Raw genomic sequence first — 15,213 nt, forward strand, 5'->3', positions numbered from 1 at the left:
ATTCCCATCCTCCCGTGTCCAGTTTTTTACATTATATCAAGATCCCACCTAATTTTCTAATAATTCCCGTTCTTTGAAATGATGGCGTTACCAGCGTAAATAAACTTTAATACTATGTCATCTGCTTGTGATTTTTCTGAAAGTGTTCAATGATATGATGTTTTTGAATGCTAAATTAGATTTTATAGAGAGTGAGCATGAAGAATGAACATTACTGATGCTGTGGCACAATTACTTAAAGCTGGAATAAAGGCGAATGGGGCAGACGTTGAGCGCTGGATTGAAGAAGGAAAAATGAAAGCGGAACGAAGCCCCAGGAGGCAAATCAGCTACACAATTAAGACGAAGGATCTCACTGATTTCATCATTAAAAAACATGAAGAGCTTTATCAGCAAAAACTAGAAGGAATCCTCCTGCAGGTTAAAGATCTTAAAGGACATATAGAGATTCTGAATACCCGAGTCCAAATAGAGGAATCCAAAGTTAAATCATTGAAGAAAATGATACAAGCGCAAAATATGATCGCTGATGAAGAAATCAAGCCTAGAAAGCTTCTGGGCCTGAAGCCTGATGAGGACATGCAATTAGTCCGAAAAGAATTCAAGAAAATTCTAAAAGCCCTCCATCCAGACCGAGGCGGTGATGAAAGGCTTTTTAAGGTGTTTAATGAACATTATAAAAAAATCTTCTAAAATCCTAAACGATTGATATGAAATATTCATACATCTTATTTTCCGCTCTGTGGAATGTTTATTCCTTTTTCTGCAACAAGGATAGCAGCAAGATTGTTCATATTTATAATGGAAACCAGCTTTTTATTTTTTTAGCTTTTAACTCATATTCTTTACAGACTAATGCCGCTTCCGTCGCATAGGCTTTTCTCCATTCACGTCTCGCAAACAATTAGCAATTCTTCTCCAACGGCCCACATCATATGTACGATAATTATGCAGGGGCCAGCTGACCCAATCTTCTGCCTGCTCTCTTGTTTTTGTTGGGCGATAAAATCTCATTAAAATTAATTTATCTTTATTGATAATTGGAGGAGCACCTTCATTTTCCTTTCGCTGCCCTAGAGCCCGCTTCTTTCCTTTCTTGCAGGCATTAACATTTCAAACTCAAATAAATAGTTCAGCAGCTCGCCAAATTCATCCGTCTGGAAAACTAATTCCTTATCATTAAATACATAAACAGCAGCACCAGTGACTGCCTCTCCATTTTTTAATGTGAGTGTCTCTTGAAACTCTATATTTTCCACCAGCTTGAAGTCTTCCTTATTTGGAGATTTAAACTGCTCAGTAAAGGCAGTTGGTCCAATAGCAAGAATAGAAACCTTTTCAGCATCTTTCGCAAGCCATTTAGCAGCGGAAAAGACAGCGTCAGCAGCTTTTATCACCTTGATGTCCTCGATTATTCGATAGTAAGGGATGTCCTTATTTAGCTGTTTCACCTCTAAAGAGATTTTCTGTCCAACTTTAAGATCTCTAATATCTGCTGAAGTAAAAACGTTATCATCCACTTGGATTACTCCCAGATTACGATCCAGCTTTGTGACTCTTCCCACTATTGAACTTTTTTTAGAATACGTATTTTCCTTCATATATTTCATTAACTCTTCTAGAGAAGCTGTGCGAAACGCTTCCTTCGTATGATCAAATAAAATATAGCTTGGCTCTTCCTTTACTTGTAATTCAGGATAAATAGCATTTGCATCCTTTAGATCTAATGAACTGCTTGTTTCGAAAAGAAAGTGAAATGGTTCTGAATAGAGTTCATCCATCACATTTTTATCGGTATCCCCAACAATCAGAAGTGAATGATACCCTTTATTCCTTGCCAGATAGTTCTTTTCAGGACTAATCTCTTTAATGTTAACAGGTATGATATATTCAGCCCGCTTGCCGTCCTTCCAGTAGGCTTTTATAGAATATATTTCTTTGCGTGATTCGTTTCGTAAAAATGCAAATTCACGATAAAGTGTTTGATATGGCTCTGCTTTAATTTCGCCATTATAGTAGTTTCCTCTTGCAATGAAGATCGGCTGCTGATTTTTAGGAAATTGTATGTTAAGATTCTCGCGAAATTCAGCATTCTGATATTCAATCAATTGGGTAAGATCTTTTATCTCCTTCTCAATTTCTCCTGCGTTCCATGTATAAGAGCCTAAGATCGGATATAACTCCTGCTCTCCATATAGCACAGTGGGCATTGGCGGTTTTTCTTCCTTGTATAACTTTTGCTTATCTAAATAAAACATCGCTAAGGGGACCAAAATAATCGCTATTCCCCACACGATCTTTTTATTCAGCCTCAAACGTTTATTTGAATCACTTATTTCTTCCAGTTCCATATAAAGCACCCTCTCTCGATGAATGCTGGCACTTAGTAATTTAATAAAAAATCCTTATCCCTCCTGCAAAACTGAAAAAAAAGCCGTCAAGATCACAGCTTGTCATTTCGTACATTCATAAACAGGAAAAGATTGTCCATCTCCGTACCCATCGCTAACATCACGAACGGCGATTTGCCTAAACCCGATATCTTTGAGCACTCTATTGAATTCACCTGGATCATAGAGCCGTATGGGAAAATCCATCAGTTCTGTTCTTTCCGCGATTGCCTCTCCAACGGCATCATACTTCAGCTGGATATGCAGGATCTTCGTTTCCTCATCATAAGCTATTTTTCTATTTTCTATAATGGTCTGTCCCTCTAATTCCTTCCTGTTCGTTTCTGTCCATTCTGCAGCTTCTTCTATTTCATTATCTTTTTCTACAATGGTAAGAAGCATTTTACCGCCTTTATTTAGGGAATTCTTTAGATTTTGAAGGCTTATATTTACCAGGGAGTCAGGCAAAAGTGAAAAAGAACCATAAGGGATCATAATTAAATCGTATTTTTTAGCACTATTAAACTCTTCTATCTTTTTCTGAAAAACATTAGGCTTTAAGTTTAATTTCCCAGCCTTTTCCTTACAGACTTTCAGCATGTCTTCTGAAATATCAAAACCATCAGTGTCGATGCCATGCTGGATGAAGGGTATAAGCATTCTTCCATTTCCGCACATCGGCTCCAATACTTTCATTTTCCTGCCTTTTACATATGATAGGTAAAAGCTCAGCTCTGGATCCTCTGCTATTGATTTATCACTTTCATACATCTTTGTGCAGAGTTCACCGTAGTAGGCAATCATTCACCTTCCCCCTCCTGCTTTTTATATCTTATCCCTTCCCGGACCGCCCATATGTGGTGCCCATGAACAAATACTTCTGCTATTCTTTCCGTTTCAATCCACTTTATTACATGGTCTTCTTCAGTCGGCTCTTGTATTTTATCCCCCAAATCAGCCAGATAAAAATACCCGTCACTTAGCATTGGCCTTTTCTTGATCTGCGGCAAATAGCTCTTTGCATTGCCGATAAAGAAGAAATTCGAAATCTCATAGCCGGTCTCCTCCAGCACTTCCCTTTTCAGGCATTCGATTTCACTTTCACCTTTTTCTATTCCACCGCCTGGCAGAAAGTAATGGCCAGACTGAATTTGCACACTTAATACTTTTTCATTTTCCGGGTTGAATATAACAGCGTAAGCACCCTTGCGTATTTTATAATCAAGTCCTTTTTTGGGGTTCCCGAATATATTGCTCATTCTCTTACCTTCTTTGTATAATGGCTGCTTGTATCAGTCATTCAGTCTTGCTTTCAACGTTTCTCCAATCATTTATTCCACATTCCTATGTGATTATCCTTTATGCCAAAATCGGCAAATCAAAAATCTGAAATTTCGTATTGCGAATTAAATTCAAAATCTTTAAAATAAAACAGAAAACATCTTTGAGAACCAGGGAGACACGCATGAACCGCAAAATTTTTCTGTATGTAAAAGCTTTTTCCGATTTGGGTACGTTCATGGACCTGATTGCCATTAATGTGCTCATGTATGCGGCCACCGGAAGCTCTGGCTGGCTTGCAGCGACAATGGCCATCAGGACACTTGGGGGCGTTTTATCAAGTCTTTTCTCAGGAGTTCTGGCCGATCGCTTTGACCGCCGAAAAATTATGATTTGGACGGATGTATTCCGTGCAGTCATCATTTTAGGCTTAATACCTTTTCCAAATCCAATCATGATTCTGATTGTTTGCTTCTTAATCGGATTGACATCAAGCTTTTTTGCAGTTAGCTACAGCGCAGAAATTCCTCAGATTTTTGGCGAGGATAAAGTACTGGAGACGAATGCATTAATTTCCCGATTAACATCTGTCAGCCTGGTGTTTGGTTTTATCGGGGCTGGAGTCATAACTGATTTCCTTGGATACCAGATAACTTTAATCATTGATGCCTCAACCTACGTCATTTCAGCACTCGTTTTATTAAAAATGAAATGGCAAACGTCAGAATCAGCCGTGAATAAAAGGGTCAGCAGCGGCTTTAAAGAGAAACTGGCCAGCATTGGCAGGGATTTGAAAGAAGTTTATTCGTTTATATTATTTAAACCGATGCTGCTTCTTGTCAATATTGTCTTTCTTATTGGGGCCTTCGCAGGGGCTTCTCATAATTTGGGGATTCCGCTGCTGGCCGAAAATATAGACAGCAGCAAACAAAGTTTTTACTATGGATTAATTTGGGGTGTATGGGGAATTGGATCGGTATTAGCAACTATGATCCTGCCAAAATTGAAAAGCCTCCGGGAAAACCGCCTCTATTTTGCATGCTTTGTATCAGCCATGCTTATGTCCGCAGGATTTATCACCTTCCTGTCCAATCATAGCTTATGGATCATTCTGCCGTTTGCCTTTTTAACTGGGGTTTTTGATGCCTGTTTCACAACTCTGCATGCCACAATCCTGCAAAAGACAGACAACCACATCAGAGGCAGAATTTTTGGAGTAGGCATGCTCTTAAAATCATTAGGCTTTGCACTTGGATTTGTTGCCGCTCCACTTGTACTGGAAGTATTCTCATTAGCTAAAATGGTCTGGATCTTCCATGGGACATTAATATCTGCAAGCATTATCGTCCTGATTTTTTCTGCGGGGAGGCATAAAAAAGGTAAGAAAATGAGTCAAAGTGCATAATCAGGAGCCCAGTTCATAAACTGGGCCAGCTTTATTGAATGATAACTTTGTTTATTGACAAGGTACAAACAAGTACTTAATCAAAAAGATAAACCCCATCCCCTGCCGAAATTTCACCTGTATTCCTGACTGTGGAATACACACCGAAGTGATTATCCCTTTCCCTGATAACCACTTTATGCAAACTAGGATCCCTCTCCCCGCTCTCTGGATCTACTGTAATAATCATACACCGTTCGCAATGACGCTTAACTTGAAATTCAGCACGGCCAATTTTCATTGTCTTCCCAAACCAGCTTTCCTCAATAAAAGGTTCATCTTTTAATAGGGAAATGATTAAATTCGGGCGAAACCGCTGGAAGTCCAGCCTCTCCTTTCCACACAGCTCCTTCATTTTTTCAAGGGATGCGTCTGTCACTAATAGAATATTTTCCTCTTCAATTGCTCCTTCAGGTACATGGGCTGGATTATATTTCACTGGAGTGATCTTCCTTGAGGATTGATTTTCCATTTCTTTTAGCAATTCTTTATCATCCCAGGGAATCCGTCTGCCGTCCGGAGTTGTAATTCTTACTGGAGGAAACATATTCTCATTTTCTTCTCCCATTAACGCTGCTTTATACCTGACCATTTCCGGAAACTGAGTAATCGTCAAATATTTCCCCGGCCTTGATTCATCCAGGTAGGCATGGCTGCGATCCCCATACAACCCATATTCCATTACCTTTGTTTTTTTCACACTTTCCCCGTGAAAGCTTTTCACCGGATAGCGGACAATCTCTTTAACATGTCCTATCAGCACTGTCCCTGCAGCTCCCTTCAAACATTAGAAAAATCCATGACAGCGCGTTCGGCTGTCATGGATTTTTTACTGCGGCCGTTTTGTTTGTCGCTTTGCTTTCTCATCCTTGTCCGATTGAATAATTTTTGCACGGACGTCAGAAGGTATCGACGCAGATGTTCGTTTTGGCTCAGATTTCACCTTAATCCTCCCTTTTTATTTAACGACTTTATAGCGCTTATGGCTGATTACCGTTTTTATGGGCTCATCCTTTTTTGGATCAATCCCCAGCTCAACAATGACTGAGTTATCCCGTACCACGATTACTCTGCCCTTTTTTCCTTTTTCGGAACCGCTTAAGATGCTGATCGTATCGCCGACATCTGCTTTTTTTCCTTTGCTTACCTTTTCTGTTTCTTCAGCCATGGCCATTCTCCTTTAAAAACTTTTATTTTTAGCTGGTTTTCGCTATGTCGATAGTATTGCCGTTTCGCCCTTCCGCAAAACCCCATTCATTTTCAAAAGGGTTTACTGTCTCTTTGTTCCTGTTATCTTATTAACATGAAGGTCCTTCAAAATATTCAAGCCTGCCCTGATGATCATCATAATACTTCCCGCAAGGAAAAACGATATCGAAACCGCCTGGCTTACATCTGTTAAAAATAATATACTTCCGATAAAATATAAAACACCCAGGAGCAGATCATTAATTAATGATACTATCCTATATCGCTTTTCAATAATCATTTCGTAGTCGCCTATCTCAATATGCACATTTTCCTGCTGTTCCCTTACAATATTTCTAATCTTCATCAATAACACCTCTGTTTTGTCTTTTCCACATAAGGTGCCAAACATTCATTATTCGGGTGTTATTTTCTGGGAATTATCAAGAAAAATGATCAAGCACCAATGAAGCCAGCAAACCGATAGCTGCAATGAATCCGGTCATCGGACCACTGTCCTCATAAGCTTCAGGCATCATCGTGGAAGCAACCATGGCAATAATTGCACCACCAGCAAATCCTGCAATGCCTGATAGGACCTCTTTTGAAGCTCCATCCAAAAATATGTATCCAGCCATCGAAGCAATTCCCGCAATGACAAATACTGAACTCCAAAGGAGGATAATTTTCTTTTTTGAATAGCCGCTCTTTTTCATTCCCGAGGTACTGGAAAGGCCTTCTGGAAAATTGCTGATAAAAATGGCCGTCACCAATAGAAAACTCACCTTTCCTCCTTCAAGCAGGCTTGTCCCGATCATGATTGATTCTGGAATGGCATCCATAATGGTCCCGGCAAAAAGGACTATTCCGCTGCTGGCTGCTGCTTTATGGCCGGATCTTTTCCGGTTCTTAGCCCCCTTATTTGAAATCATAATATCAAAAAGGGTAAAGATAATAGCTCCAGCCACAAATCCTATGCCTGTCGGCAGTAAGCCGCCGTTATGGACTGACTCCCCAAGAAGCTCATATGAGGCTGCACCAATCAGGACACCTGTTCCGAATGCCATAATGTAACCGATCATTTTTTTTCGGATGGGCAAAAACATGGCTGCCATTGCGCCTAAAAGGACAGCTGATCCAGAGACCCCTCCCCATAGTGCAGCATTCCACATCAAGTTCACCTCTTCCATTTTGTTTTGTTACTTTAGTTATTTCCTTTTGATCCACACTAAAAACCACTATTCAGAATAAGATTAAAAAAGCAGAACCTCGAGGGTTCTGCTTATACTCTATCTAATAGTTTTTAATGCACCGCTCCAGGATATCACTTGGTCAATCATTGCGTTCACATTATCGAGATGAAGATCTTGAGGTTTAAATACTGTACCATTTTCAAAATCAGTAAATAAAGACAATGTTGGATGCACTCTCACATCAGCGATCATCAATTCACCCATGATTCCGCGCAGATGTTCAGCAGCTCTCGCACCGCCAGTTGAACCATAGCTTACAATTCCTGCTGCTTTATTGTTCCAAGGGTCACGTGCTAGATCAAGTGCATTTTTTAATGCCCCTGTAATACTGTGGTTGTACTCTTGAACGATGAATATGAATCCATCCAGACTGTTAAGCTTCTCATTCCATGAAGCAATTCCTGGTGAATCAGCTTCTCCTAAGAATGGCAATTTGAAATCAGCGATATCTACAATCTCATAATTGGCATCCCCCCGTTTATCGGCAATTTCTTTTACCCATGATCCAACCTGAGGGCTAACTCTCCCCTGACGTGTGCTTCCTAAGATAATCCCAATATTTAATTTCTCGCTCATTGTTTGTTCCTCCTTAGATTTTCTTCCAAATAATTGATTAAAAAAACCCATGATTCACACCACCTGATGATAATTTAAAATCCTAAAACAATTCGATTCCCCGAAGGGTCTTTAGTAATCACCTGATTATTCTCAATTGCTGAATCCGCACCTATCTTTTTCAAATTTTCCACTGCCTGATCTCTGGCTGCTTCATTTTCAAAAATGAGCTTGAAGGATTGTAGCCCAGCACTATTCGCTGCAGGCTGCGGGGCTCCTACTCCATTCCATGTATTCAAACCAATATGGTGGTGATATTTTCCGCTCGAAATGAACAATGCCTGTGTGCCATATCGGCAGACTGCTTCAAATCCCAGCCCCTCTGTGTAAAACGTCTCGGTATTTGCCAGTTCTGCCACATGCAAATGAATATGCCCCATGACCGTACCGCCGGGCAGGCCTTTCCAGGACTGCTGCTGCCCATTTGACAGCAGGTCAGGGAAGTCCAGGGGATCAACTGTCATATTTACTTCCCCGTTTCTCCATGTCCATTCGGAAGGGTTACGGTCAGTATAGATTTCTATCCCATTGCCATCCGGATCTGACAGGTAGAGTGCTTCGCTGACAAGATGGTCTGACGAACCAAACTGCAGACCAATCCCGATGAAATGCCGCACTATATTAGCCAGATCAGAACGCTGTGGGAGGAGCAGGGCGAAATGATACAAACCTGTTGTTCTTCCCATTGCAGGTTCAACATTTTCCGGCTGTTCGATGGTCAGTAAGGCGCTAGTGCCATCTGCAGTAAGCTGGGCAATTCTGTCAGTTTTTGTTAACACTTTAAATCCAATTACTTCTTTATAGAATGCCAGTGACCGTTCAAGATCCTGTACCTTCAGGTTGACCTGAGCTACAAAGGTAATCGGTTTCTGATGAAAGTTCATGTAAATTTCCCCTCTCATTAGTTTGGCTTTGATTGTGTTAATTTGCTCCCAAGAGACAGTGATGATTCCTTAGCTAATACAAAATAGATCGATGCAGCCAGCAGGATTAAATCTAATTCATATCCCGCCATTTGGCCGTTCCCCAGCAGGCCAGCGGGCAGCTTAGCAGTAAAGATTGCTCCCAGCATGATGAAGGCAAATAGTACTGAAACCATTTTAGTGCCAATTCCCAAAATAAGTGCTATGCCTCCTGCCAGCTCGATTACGCCAACGGCATAAGCCATAAAACCAGGAATACCGATACTATCGAAGAAACCGGCAGTATTGCTTATGCCTCCCTGAAATTTTGATAATCCATGAATAAAGAAAATAAATCCTAAAATTACTCGCAGAATGAAATGTCCTAATTCGTTTTTGTTCATGTTTTCCTCCTTGAATTTAATGTTAGTTGCTTACTTTATGTAAGTTAGTATATTATCAATATAAAGTTACGTCAAGTAATTATTTTATATTTAGTGATTTAATTATTTTCGGTTTATGATTATAATAAAAACAAGGAGTGATACTAATGGAAAAGTCGCTAATTTGTCCAAGATTTGAAAAAGCCATCGGCATATTGAGCCAGCGCTGGACCGGATTGATCATTTATCAATTGCTCAACGGGCCACAGCGGTTCTGCAGTATAGAATCCTCTATAGGGATAAGCGGCAAAGTTCTTTCAGACCGGTTAAAGGACCTGGAGAATGAGGGGGTCGTAAAACGCGAGGTTTACCCTGAAACTCCTGTAAGAATCGAATATTCCCTGACAGAAAAAGGCCTTGCCATGGAGCCGCTGATGAAAGAAATAGAAAAATGGTCGCAGAACTGGTTAGAGGCTTAATTTATATATGAATATCAAAAAAGAGTCTCCCTTTTTGGAAGACTCTTTTTTGCGTTATATCTTTTGATCGTGGTTATTCCTATTTGGACTGGCGAGCTCGGACTCATTTTTTGGATTCTCGAATCTTCTGTCTGAAGGTGCCTCGACTTCGGACTCATTTCCTCGGATTTATCCTTACTCTGTCCGAAGTTGCTCCGTCTTCGGACTCATTCTCTCAGAATCTTGCTTCTTCTGTCCGAACGTGCCTCGACTTCGGACTCAATTCCTCGGACTTATCATTACCCTGTCCTAAGTTGCTCCATCTTCGGACTCATTCTCTCGGATTCGTCCTTCACCTGTTATATAGCCAATTTATTTTCCTTTTATCTCTGAAATATACTGTTTTACGACTTCATATACGTAATCCTGGTTTGCAGCAGCAGTGTTGGGATCGTATTGGCCCCCGTTTGTTTTGTTATTAGAAAGAATACGAATTCCCAGGAATGGAACATCGTATGCTCCGGCAATCTGCGCGGCTGCAGCGCCTTCCATTTCTTCTACCGATGTTCCGTAGTTTTCGTGGAACCAATTGATGCGGTCAACTTCGTTATTCCATAGGTCCGCTGAACCGATTGTCCCCTCGACTACCTTGCCCTTCTTGTGCTTATCTTTTACTGCATTGGCAGCAGCAAGAAGATTTTCATCTCCATCATAATAACGAATCTTTTCTGCATCAGGGTCTTCACCGGCACTTCCCTCAGAAGCCATCAGGTCCATTGGGATCCAATTGGTTGGTTCAATCCCTTCCCCTTCTTCCAAATGGCCAGTCTTCAATGATCCGATATTGACTGTTCTTTCTCCTAAAACGATATCATACACATTCAGGCTTGGATCATGGCCGCCTGAAGTCCCCTGATTGATGATGGCAGCTGGATCATACTTTTCAATGGCAATTGCTGTGGCAGCCGCCGTATTTTCCATCCCTTTTCCGGTTTTAGCAACGATAACCGGGTACTTGTCCAGCTTTCCTTTATAAAAGACAAAGTTCCCTGATTTTTCAACTTTGACTTTATCTAATCGTTCAGCAAACTTTTCGGCCTCGATCGGCATTGGTCCCTGGATAAGAATTGGCTTTTGGGCCCCCTCAGCCTTCGTTTCTAATTTTGCAGCCGAAGAGCATCCTGCAAGCATCGCTGCAGACAGTGCTGCAATCGCAGCGAGTGAAGTTAATTTCTTTTTCATAGTACGTTCTCCCCTTTTCTTGATGTCTGATACACTCGAAGTTCTAACCATAGAAAAAGGCCTGTAAAAGCAGAATGATTTCTACCTTCCAGACCATAGAGTTAAAGCAGCTGCAATAAAGATTGCGGCCATTCCTATACTTTAACCCGTAGTCCGGTTCTTTCATTGGGAACCAGGTAGAAACACTCAGACCATATTACCGAGCATATACGAGTGATGAAATTTATAAGATTACAATAAAAATATAACAATTAGCACGTGGATTTTCAACCCAAATACGAACATTTAGTTCATATTAACTATTTAATATTCGTAATTAAACTATATTCATTCATCAAAAAAACCTCCAGTATTAAACTGGAGGCTCTAATCATTATGCTGCTTTTTTTGCATCAGCAGAAGTTGATTGGCTGTCATTCTTTATTGCAGCAGCAGCCAGACCGATCAGACCACCTGCAATAGCAGGGACAATCCAGCCTAACCCAACATCATATAAAGGAAGGATTGCACTGAATAGGTCATTGATTGGTGCAAACGTAATACCTGCTGCATTCAAACCATCAAACAAACTTACCACAAAGGTGAAAAGCATGCTTCCCTGATAAACTTCTTTCTTGCCTTTAAAAATCGGATGCAGGAAAGTAAGAGCCATCAATGCAATTGCCAATGGATAGATTCCCACCAGTACAGGGACGGAAATGGCGATAAGCTGGCTTAAGCCAAAGTTGGCAAAAATTGCACTGAATATAGATAAAACAATCACGAACATTTTGTAAGAAACTTTTGGCATCAGTTTATTGAAGTATGAAGAACAAGCTGTAATTAAGCCAATGCTGGTTGTCAAACATGCTCCAAAAACAATGACACTTAAGAGCAGTGCACCAAATGAGCCAAAGTAATGGGAAGATGCACCAGATAGAACAGCACCGCCATTATCCAATGCTCCAAGACCGCTGACACTTGAAGCCCCAATAAAGGACAGCGATGTATAAATGACTGCTAATAGACCAGAAGCAATCACACCTGCCTTCGCAATGGATACCATGATATCCTTCTTAGTTACTGCGCCTTTTTCCTTCACAGCATTTACAACGATAATACCGAATACAAATGCTGCCAGTGCATCCATTGTCAGATAGCCTTCCTGGAACCCTTTAAAGAATGCACCATTCATATAGGCTTCAGTCGGAGCCTGGAATGCACCCATTGGATTGAAGAATGCAGCACCGATTAAAACCGCGATTACAATTAGAAGAATCGGAGTTAAATATTTTCCTACAATATCAACAATCTTTGAAGAATTTAAAGAGAAAAAAACGGTAATGCCAAAGAAAATAACTGAAAATACGATTAATCCGATTGAACCGCTTCCTTCTGATAGATAAGGCTTAATTCCGATTTCGTATGAAACTGTAGCTGTTCTCGGAATAGCAAAAAGCGGTCCAATTGATAAGTACAGGGCCACTGTGAAGGCCAGTCCGAAAAATGGATTGACACGGCTCGCCAGTGATTGCAGATCACTTTTTCCCGAGAAGCCCAAAGCCAGTATACCAAGAAGAGGCAAACCTACACCTGTGATTATGAAGCCAGCGTTCGCTGACCATACATTCGTTCCTGCCGATTGGCCAAGCATCGCAGGGAAAATTAAGTTTCCTGCCCCAAAAAATAAGGCAAATAACATAAAACCAACTGTCACAATATATGAGAATGGTATTTTGCTGGTCATTTCAATTCCTCCTATTAATCTGTCTGTCTTAAATGATTATCTTATTTTGTAAAATTTAAATTTTCCGAAAAATTATAGCGCTGTAACATTATTATTTTCGTACGCTAGTAATATATTGCATAACTCAAGATAACATATTCAAAATACTTATGCAATATATCGCACAAAAGTTTTTGTCGAATTATGCGATATATTGAATTTTTCAAGATACTTCTATATACTAAATTTATAATCTACTGGAAATAACTTTAATTTCACAGATGAATTGCATGAAATGAAAAGGTGGTTACAGCTATGCCGATACCCTCCAATTATTCATCACCTACCCGTGTGTCAGCTAAGGATCGCGCCTTCTCCCAAATCCAGGAGTGGATCATTGACGGCACACTCCAGCCGAAAGAAAAATTGAATGATGCCGATCTTGCAAAAGCATTAGGTGTCAGCCGGACCCCCATCAGGGAAGCTCTTCAGCTGCTGAATGTTCAAGGGTTCGTCGAAATGTTTCCCGGGGTTGGAACGCAGGTCACTTCAGTTAATCCTGAAGATATTAGTAAAATCCTGCCCCCATTAGGCGTATTGCAGGCACTGGCTGCAGAATTGGCTGCTCCTGTTATCAGCCAGGAAACGATTAATATACTTAGGGATATTAATCATAAATTCGCTAAAGCTCTAATTGCGGGAGATACCTTCACAGCTTTGAAGCAGGATGAGAAGTTTCATAATATTATTATAGATCTGGCTCAGAATCCTTATATCTCGAATACAGCTTCCATGCTTCAGGCTCATGTCATGCGGCTTTACTACAATAAAACAATTATTTTGAAAGAACGCTCTATAGAAGAACATGAAGATATATTAAAAGCTTTTGAACAAAAAGACAGAGAAAAAGCCGGGCACATTGCACGCGTCAACTGGCTTCGGGCAATTGACGAGTACTACTCCGAGGAAAAATGATCAAACGGAAAAAGCAGCCTCCATCGGCTGCTTTTTCTTTTTTTCTAGCTTTTATAGATAATTTCATCGATAATCCCGTATTCCTTTGCTTCTTCGGCAGTCATGAAATAATCGCGGTCCGTGTCCCGCGCTACTTTTTCTATAGGCTGACCAGTTCGTTCTGCAATAATTCCATTAATATGCTCCCTAAGTTTTATGATCCGTTTTGCAGATATCTCGATTTCGGTCGCCTGGCCTCTTGCTCCGCCAAGAGGCTGATGAATCATGATTTCGCTGTTCGGAAGGCTGTAGCGTTTTCCTTTTTTTCCTGCAAGGAGAAGCATCGCACCAAATGATGCGGCCATTCCCGTACAAATCGTTCTCACATCAGGCTTTATATATTGAATCGTGTCAAAGATGGCAAACCCTGCGGTTGTCGACCCGCCTGGACTATTAATATAAAGGGAGATATCCTTTTCAGGAGATTCAGCTGCAAGAAACAGCAGCTGGGCAATCACACTATTGGCAACCACATCATTAATCTCTTCTCCTATCATGATAATCCTGTCTTTCAACAGCCGTGAGTAAATATCATAGGAACGTTCTCCCTTGCTGGACTGCTCAATGACATATGGTATTGCTGTCACCTGTATCCCTCCTGTTCATTGCGGATCTATGCCGCCATACAGAGAGTATTAGAAGAAGATGGAACGGACAGTACAGGCTTTTGGGCATGGCTTTCAAGGGATCGCAGGAAAGGTATTGTTTTTATCAGGATGGACGGGTCTTCCGCAGCCACTGATTGCTGCAGCAGATGAAATAACTTTTCTTCTTCCTCATTTGCAAAAGAAGCCTCAGTCTCATCTTCTACTGGTTGCTGAAGCTGCTTCCGTGCTCGGTTCAGCGAGGACTTCACTGCAAATTCAGTGGTCCGAAGAATATCAGCAATCTCTTTTGTTTGATATTGAAACCCTTCCTTCAGCGTAAAAACAACTGCCTGCTTTAATGTCAGCCTATTAAGGAGATGGGTGATTGCTTCTCCGCCATCAGGGCTGAACTCCTTCATTTCCCGTTCAGGCGCCTCTTGAAGCTTTTCCCGCTTTCTGTTTCTAAGAGTGTCCATCCAGCAATTATAGACAATCTTCTTCAAAAGAGCCTGATTAACTTTCTCGGGCGAATAGCTTTTATATGCGCGGATGATTGCCTCATGGGCTAGATCGTCCCCGTCCCAGCGGTTCTGTGCAAGAAACCGGCTATAACGCTGCAGTGAAGGATAGATATCTGCAATACAGCTTTCCTTCTGCTTTAAGAAATCCCTTGATTTAGCCTGAACTTTCCCTTGCTTCATAAACCTGTTCACTCCTTTAATACATCTCTGCTTCTATAACGGAATAAGAG

Annotated in this window: 18 protein-coding genes and 1 riboswitch; of the genes, 4 read left to right on the top strand and 14 right to left on the bottom strand. The window is 40.9% G+C overall.

Translation table 11 applies throughout. The annotated features are described in order from the left end of the window. Positions 1-204 precede the first annotated feature (204 nt). The gene (locus ACR42H_RS16955; RefSeq protein WP_436372081.1) at positions 205-693 is read left to right on the top strand and encodes a J domain-containing protein; all 489 of its coding nucleotides are present in this window, start codon (positions 205-207) and stop codon (positions 691-693) included. Positions 694-1,073: 380 nt separating this feature from the next. Here ACR42H_RS16955 and ACR42H_RS16960 read toward each other — a convergent pair whose 3' ends face one another. The 3 genes from ACR42H_RS16960 to ACR42H_RS16970 form a co-directional block, all read right to left on the bottom strand. Next, on the bottom strand, positions 1,074-2,351 hold the full coding sequence (locus ACR42H_RS16960; RefSeq protein WP_436372083.1) for a hypothetical protein: 1,278 nt from the start codon (positions 2,349-2,351) through the stop codon (positions 1,074-1,076). A gap of 102 nt (positions 2,352-2,453) precedes the next feature. Next, positions 2,454-3,194 (bottom strand): class I SAM-dependent methyltransferase, encoded by a 741-nt coding sequence (locus ACR42H_RS16965; RefSeq protein ID WP_113881477.1) that lies wholly within the window; start codon positions 3,192-3,194, stop codon positions 2,454-2,456. Continuing rightward, entirely contained in the window at positions 3,191-3,649 is a 459-nt protein-coding gene (locus ACR42H_RS16970; RefSeq protein ID WP_436372085.1) for an NUDIX hydrolase, read from the bottom strand. The genes ACR42H_RS16965 and ACR42H_RS16970 overlap by 4 nt, the downstream gene beginning before the upstream one ends. 206 nt (positions 3,650-3,855) lie before the next feature. Here ACR42H_RS16970 and ACR42H_RS16975 point away from each other — a divergent pair, with 206 nt between their 5' ends. Further along, positions 3,856-5,076 carry an MFS transporter gene (locus ACR42H_RS16975; RefSeq protein ID WP_436372087.1) on the top strand — a complete coding sequence of 407 codons (1,221 nt, stop codon included), beginning with the start codon at positions 3,856-3,858 and terminating at the stop codon, positions 5,074-5,076. Between the two features lie 76 nt (positions 5,077-5,152). Here the strand turns inward: ACR42H_RS16975 and ACR42H_RS16980 are convergent, their stop codons facing one another. From ACR42H_RS16980 to ACR42H_RS17010, 7 genes are all read right to left on the bottom strand, one after another. Next, positions 5,153-5,878: an MOSC domain-containing protein gene (locus ACR42H_RS16980; RefSeq protein WP_436376985.1), complete on the bottom strand. Its 726-nt coding sequence runs from the start codon at positions 5,876-5,878 to the stop codon at positions 5,153-5,155. Between the two features lie 195 nt (positions 5,879-6,073). Continuing rightward, positions 6,074-6,283 carry a DUF2187 family protein gene (locus ACR42H_RS16985; RefSeq protein ID WP_113881474.1) on the bottom strand — a complete coding sequence of 70 codons (210 nt, stop codon included), beginning with the start codon at positions 6,281-6,283 and terminating at the stop codon, positions 6,074-6,076. Between the two features lie 102 nt (positions 6,284-6,385). Then, on the bottom strand, positions 6,386-6,670 hold the full coding sequence (locus ACR42H_RS16990; RefSeq protein ID WP_436372089.1) for a YrhK family protein: 285 nt from the start codon (positions 6,668-6,670) through the stop codon (positions 6,386-6,388). A 76-nt stretch (positions 6,671-6,746) separates the two neighbouring features. After that, complete coding sequence (locus tag ACR42H_RS16995; protein ID WP_113881472.1) at positions 6,747-7,475, bottom strand: ZIP family metal transporter; 729 nt, start codon at positions 7,473-7,475, stop codon at positions 6,747-6,749. A gap of 117 nt (positions 7,476-7,592) precedes the next feature. Further along, on the bottom strand, positions 7,593-8,183 hold the full coding sequence (locus ACR42H_RS17000) for an NADPH-dependent FMN reductase (RefSeq protein WP_113881471.1): 591 nt from the start codon (positions 8,181-8,183) through the stop codon (positions 7,593-7,595). 23 nt (positions 8,184-8,206) lie between these two features. Then, positions 8,207-9,055 (bottom strand): VOC family protein, encoded by an 849-nt coding sequence (locus ACR42H_RS17005; protein WP_436372092.1) that lies wholly within the window; start codon positions 9,053-9,055, stop codon positions 8,207-8,209. 17 nt (positions 9,056-9,072) lie between these two features. Then, the gene (locus ACR42H_RS17010) at positions 9,073-9,477 is read right to left on the bottom strand and encodes a DoxX family protein (protein ID WP_113881469.1); all 405 of its coding nucleotides are present in this window, start codon (positions 9,475-9,477) and stop codon (positions 9,073-9,075) included. Between the two features lie 146 nt (positions 9,478-9,623). On the opposite strand from ACR42H_RS17010, the gene ACR42H_RS17015 reads away from it, so the two are divergent. Next, entirely contained in the window at positions 9,624-9,935 is a 312-nt protein-coding gene (locus tag ACR42H_RS17015; RefSeq protein WP_113881468.1) for a winged helix-turn-helix transcriptional regulator, read from the top strand. A 351-nt stretch (positions 9,936-10,286) separates the two neighbouring features. On the opposite strand, the gene ACR42H_RS17020 is transcribed toward ACR42H_RS17015, so the two are convergent. Beyond that, complete coding sequence (locus tag ACR42H_RS17020) at positions 10,287-11,156, bottom strand: 5'-methylthioadenosine/S-adenosylhomocysteine nucleosidase (RefSeq protein ID WP_113881467.1); 870 nt, start codon at positions 11,154-11,156, stop codon at positions 10,287-10,289. A 129-nt stretch (positions 11,157-11,285) separates the two neighbouring features. Further along, positions 11,286-11,389, bottom strand: a riboswitch (purine riboswitch). Between the two features lie 140 nt (positions 11,390-11,529). Continuing rightward, entirely contained in the window at positions 11,530-12,882 is a 1,353-nt protein-coding gene (brnQ, locus tag ACR42H_RS17025; protein ID WP_113881466.1) for a branched-chain amino acid transport system II carrier protein, read from the bottom strand. A gap of 294 nt (positions 12,883-13,176) precedes the next feature. Here brnQ and ACR42H_RS17030 point away from each other — a divergent pair, with 294 nt between their 5' ends. Next, positions 13,177-13,836 (top strand): GntR family transcriptional regulator, encoded by a 660-nt coding sequence (locus tag ACR42H_RS17030; protein WP_009333678.1) that lies wholly within the window; start codon positions 13,177-13,179, stop codon positions 13,834-13,836. Between the two features lie 44 nt (positions 13,837-13,880). Here ACR42H_RS17030 and clpP read toward each other — a convergent pair whose 3' ends face one another. Continuing rightward, positions 13,881-14,462 carry an ATP-dependent Clp endopeptidase proteolytic subunit ClpP gene (gene clpP, locus ACR42H_RS17035; protein ID WP_071155714.1) on the bottom strand — a complete coding sequence of 194 codons (582 nt, stop codon included), beginning with the start codon at positions 14,460-14,462 and terminating at the stop codon, positions 13,881-13,883. A 26-nt stretch (positions 14,463-14,488) separates the two neighbouring features. Beyond that, positions 14,489-15,163 carry a sigma-70 family RNA polymerase sigma factor gene (locus tag ACR42H_RS17040; protein WP_113881465.1) on the bottom strand — a complete coding sequence of 225 codons (675 nt, stop codon included), beginning with the start codon at positions 15,161-15,163 and terminating at the stop codon, positions 14,489-14,491. Positions 15,164-15,213: the final 50 nt, after the last annotated feature.

Origin of the sequence: Cytobacillus sp. BC1816 (assembly GCF_051353635.1) — a bacterium.
Classification (GTDB): domain Bacteria; phylum Bacillota; class Bacilli; order Bacillales; family Cytobacillaceae; genus Cytobacillus; species Cytobacillus oceanisediminis_C.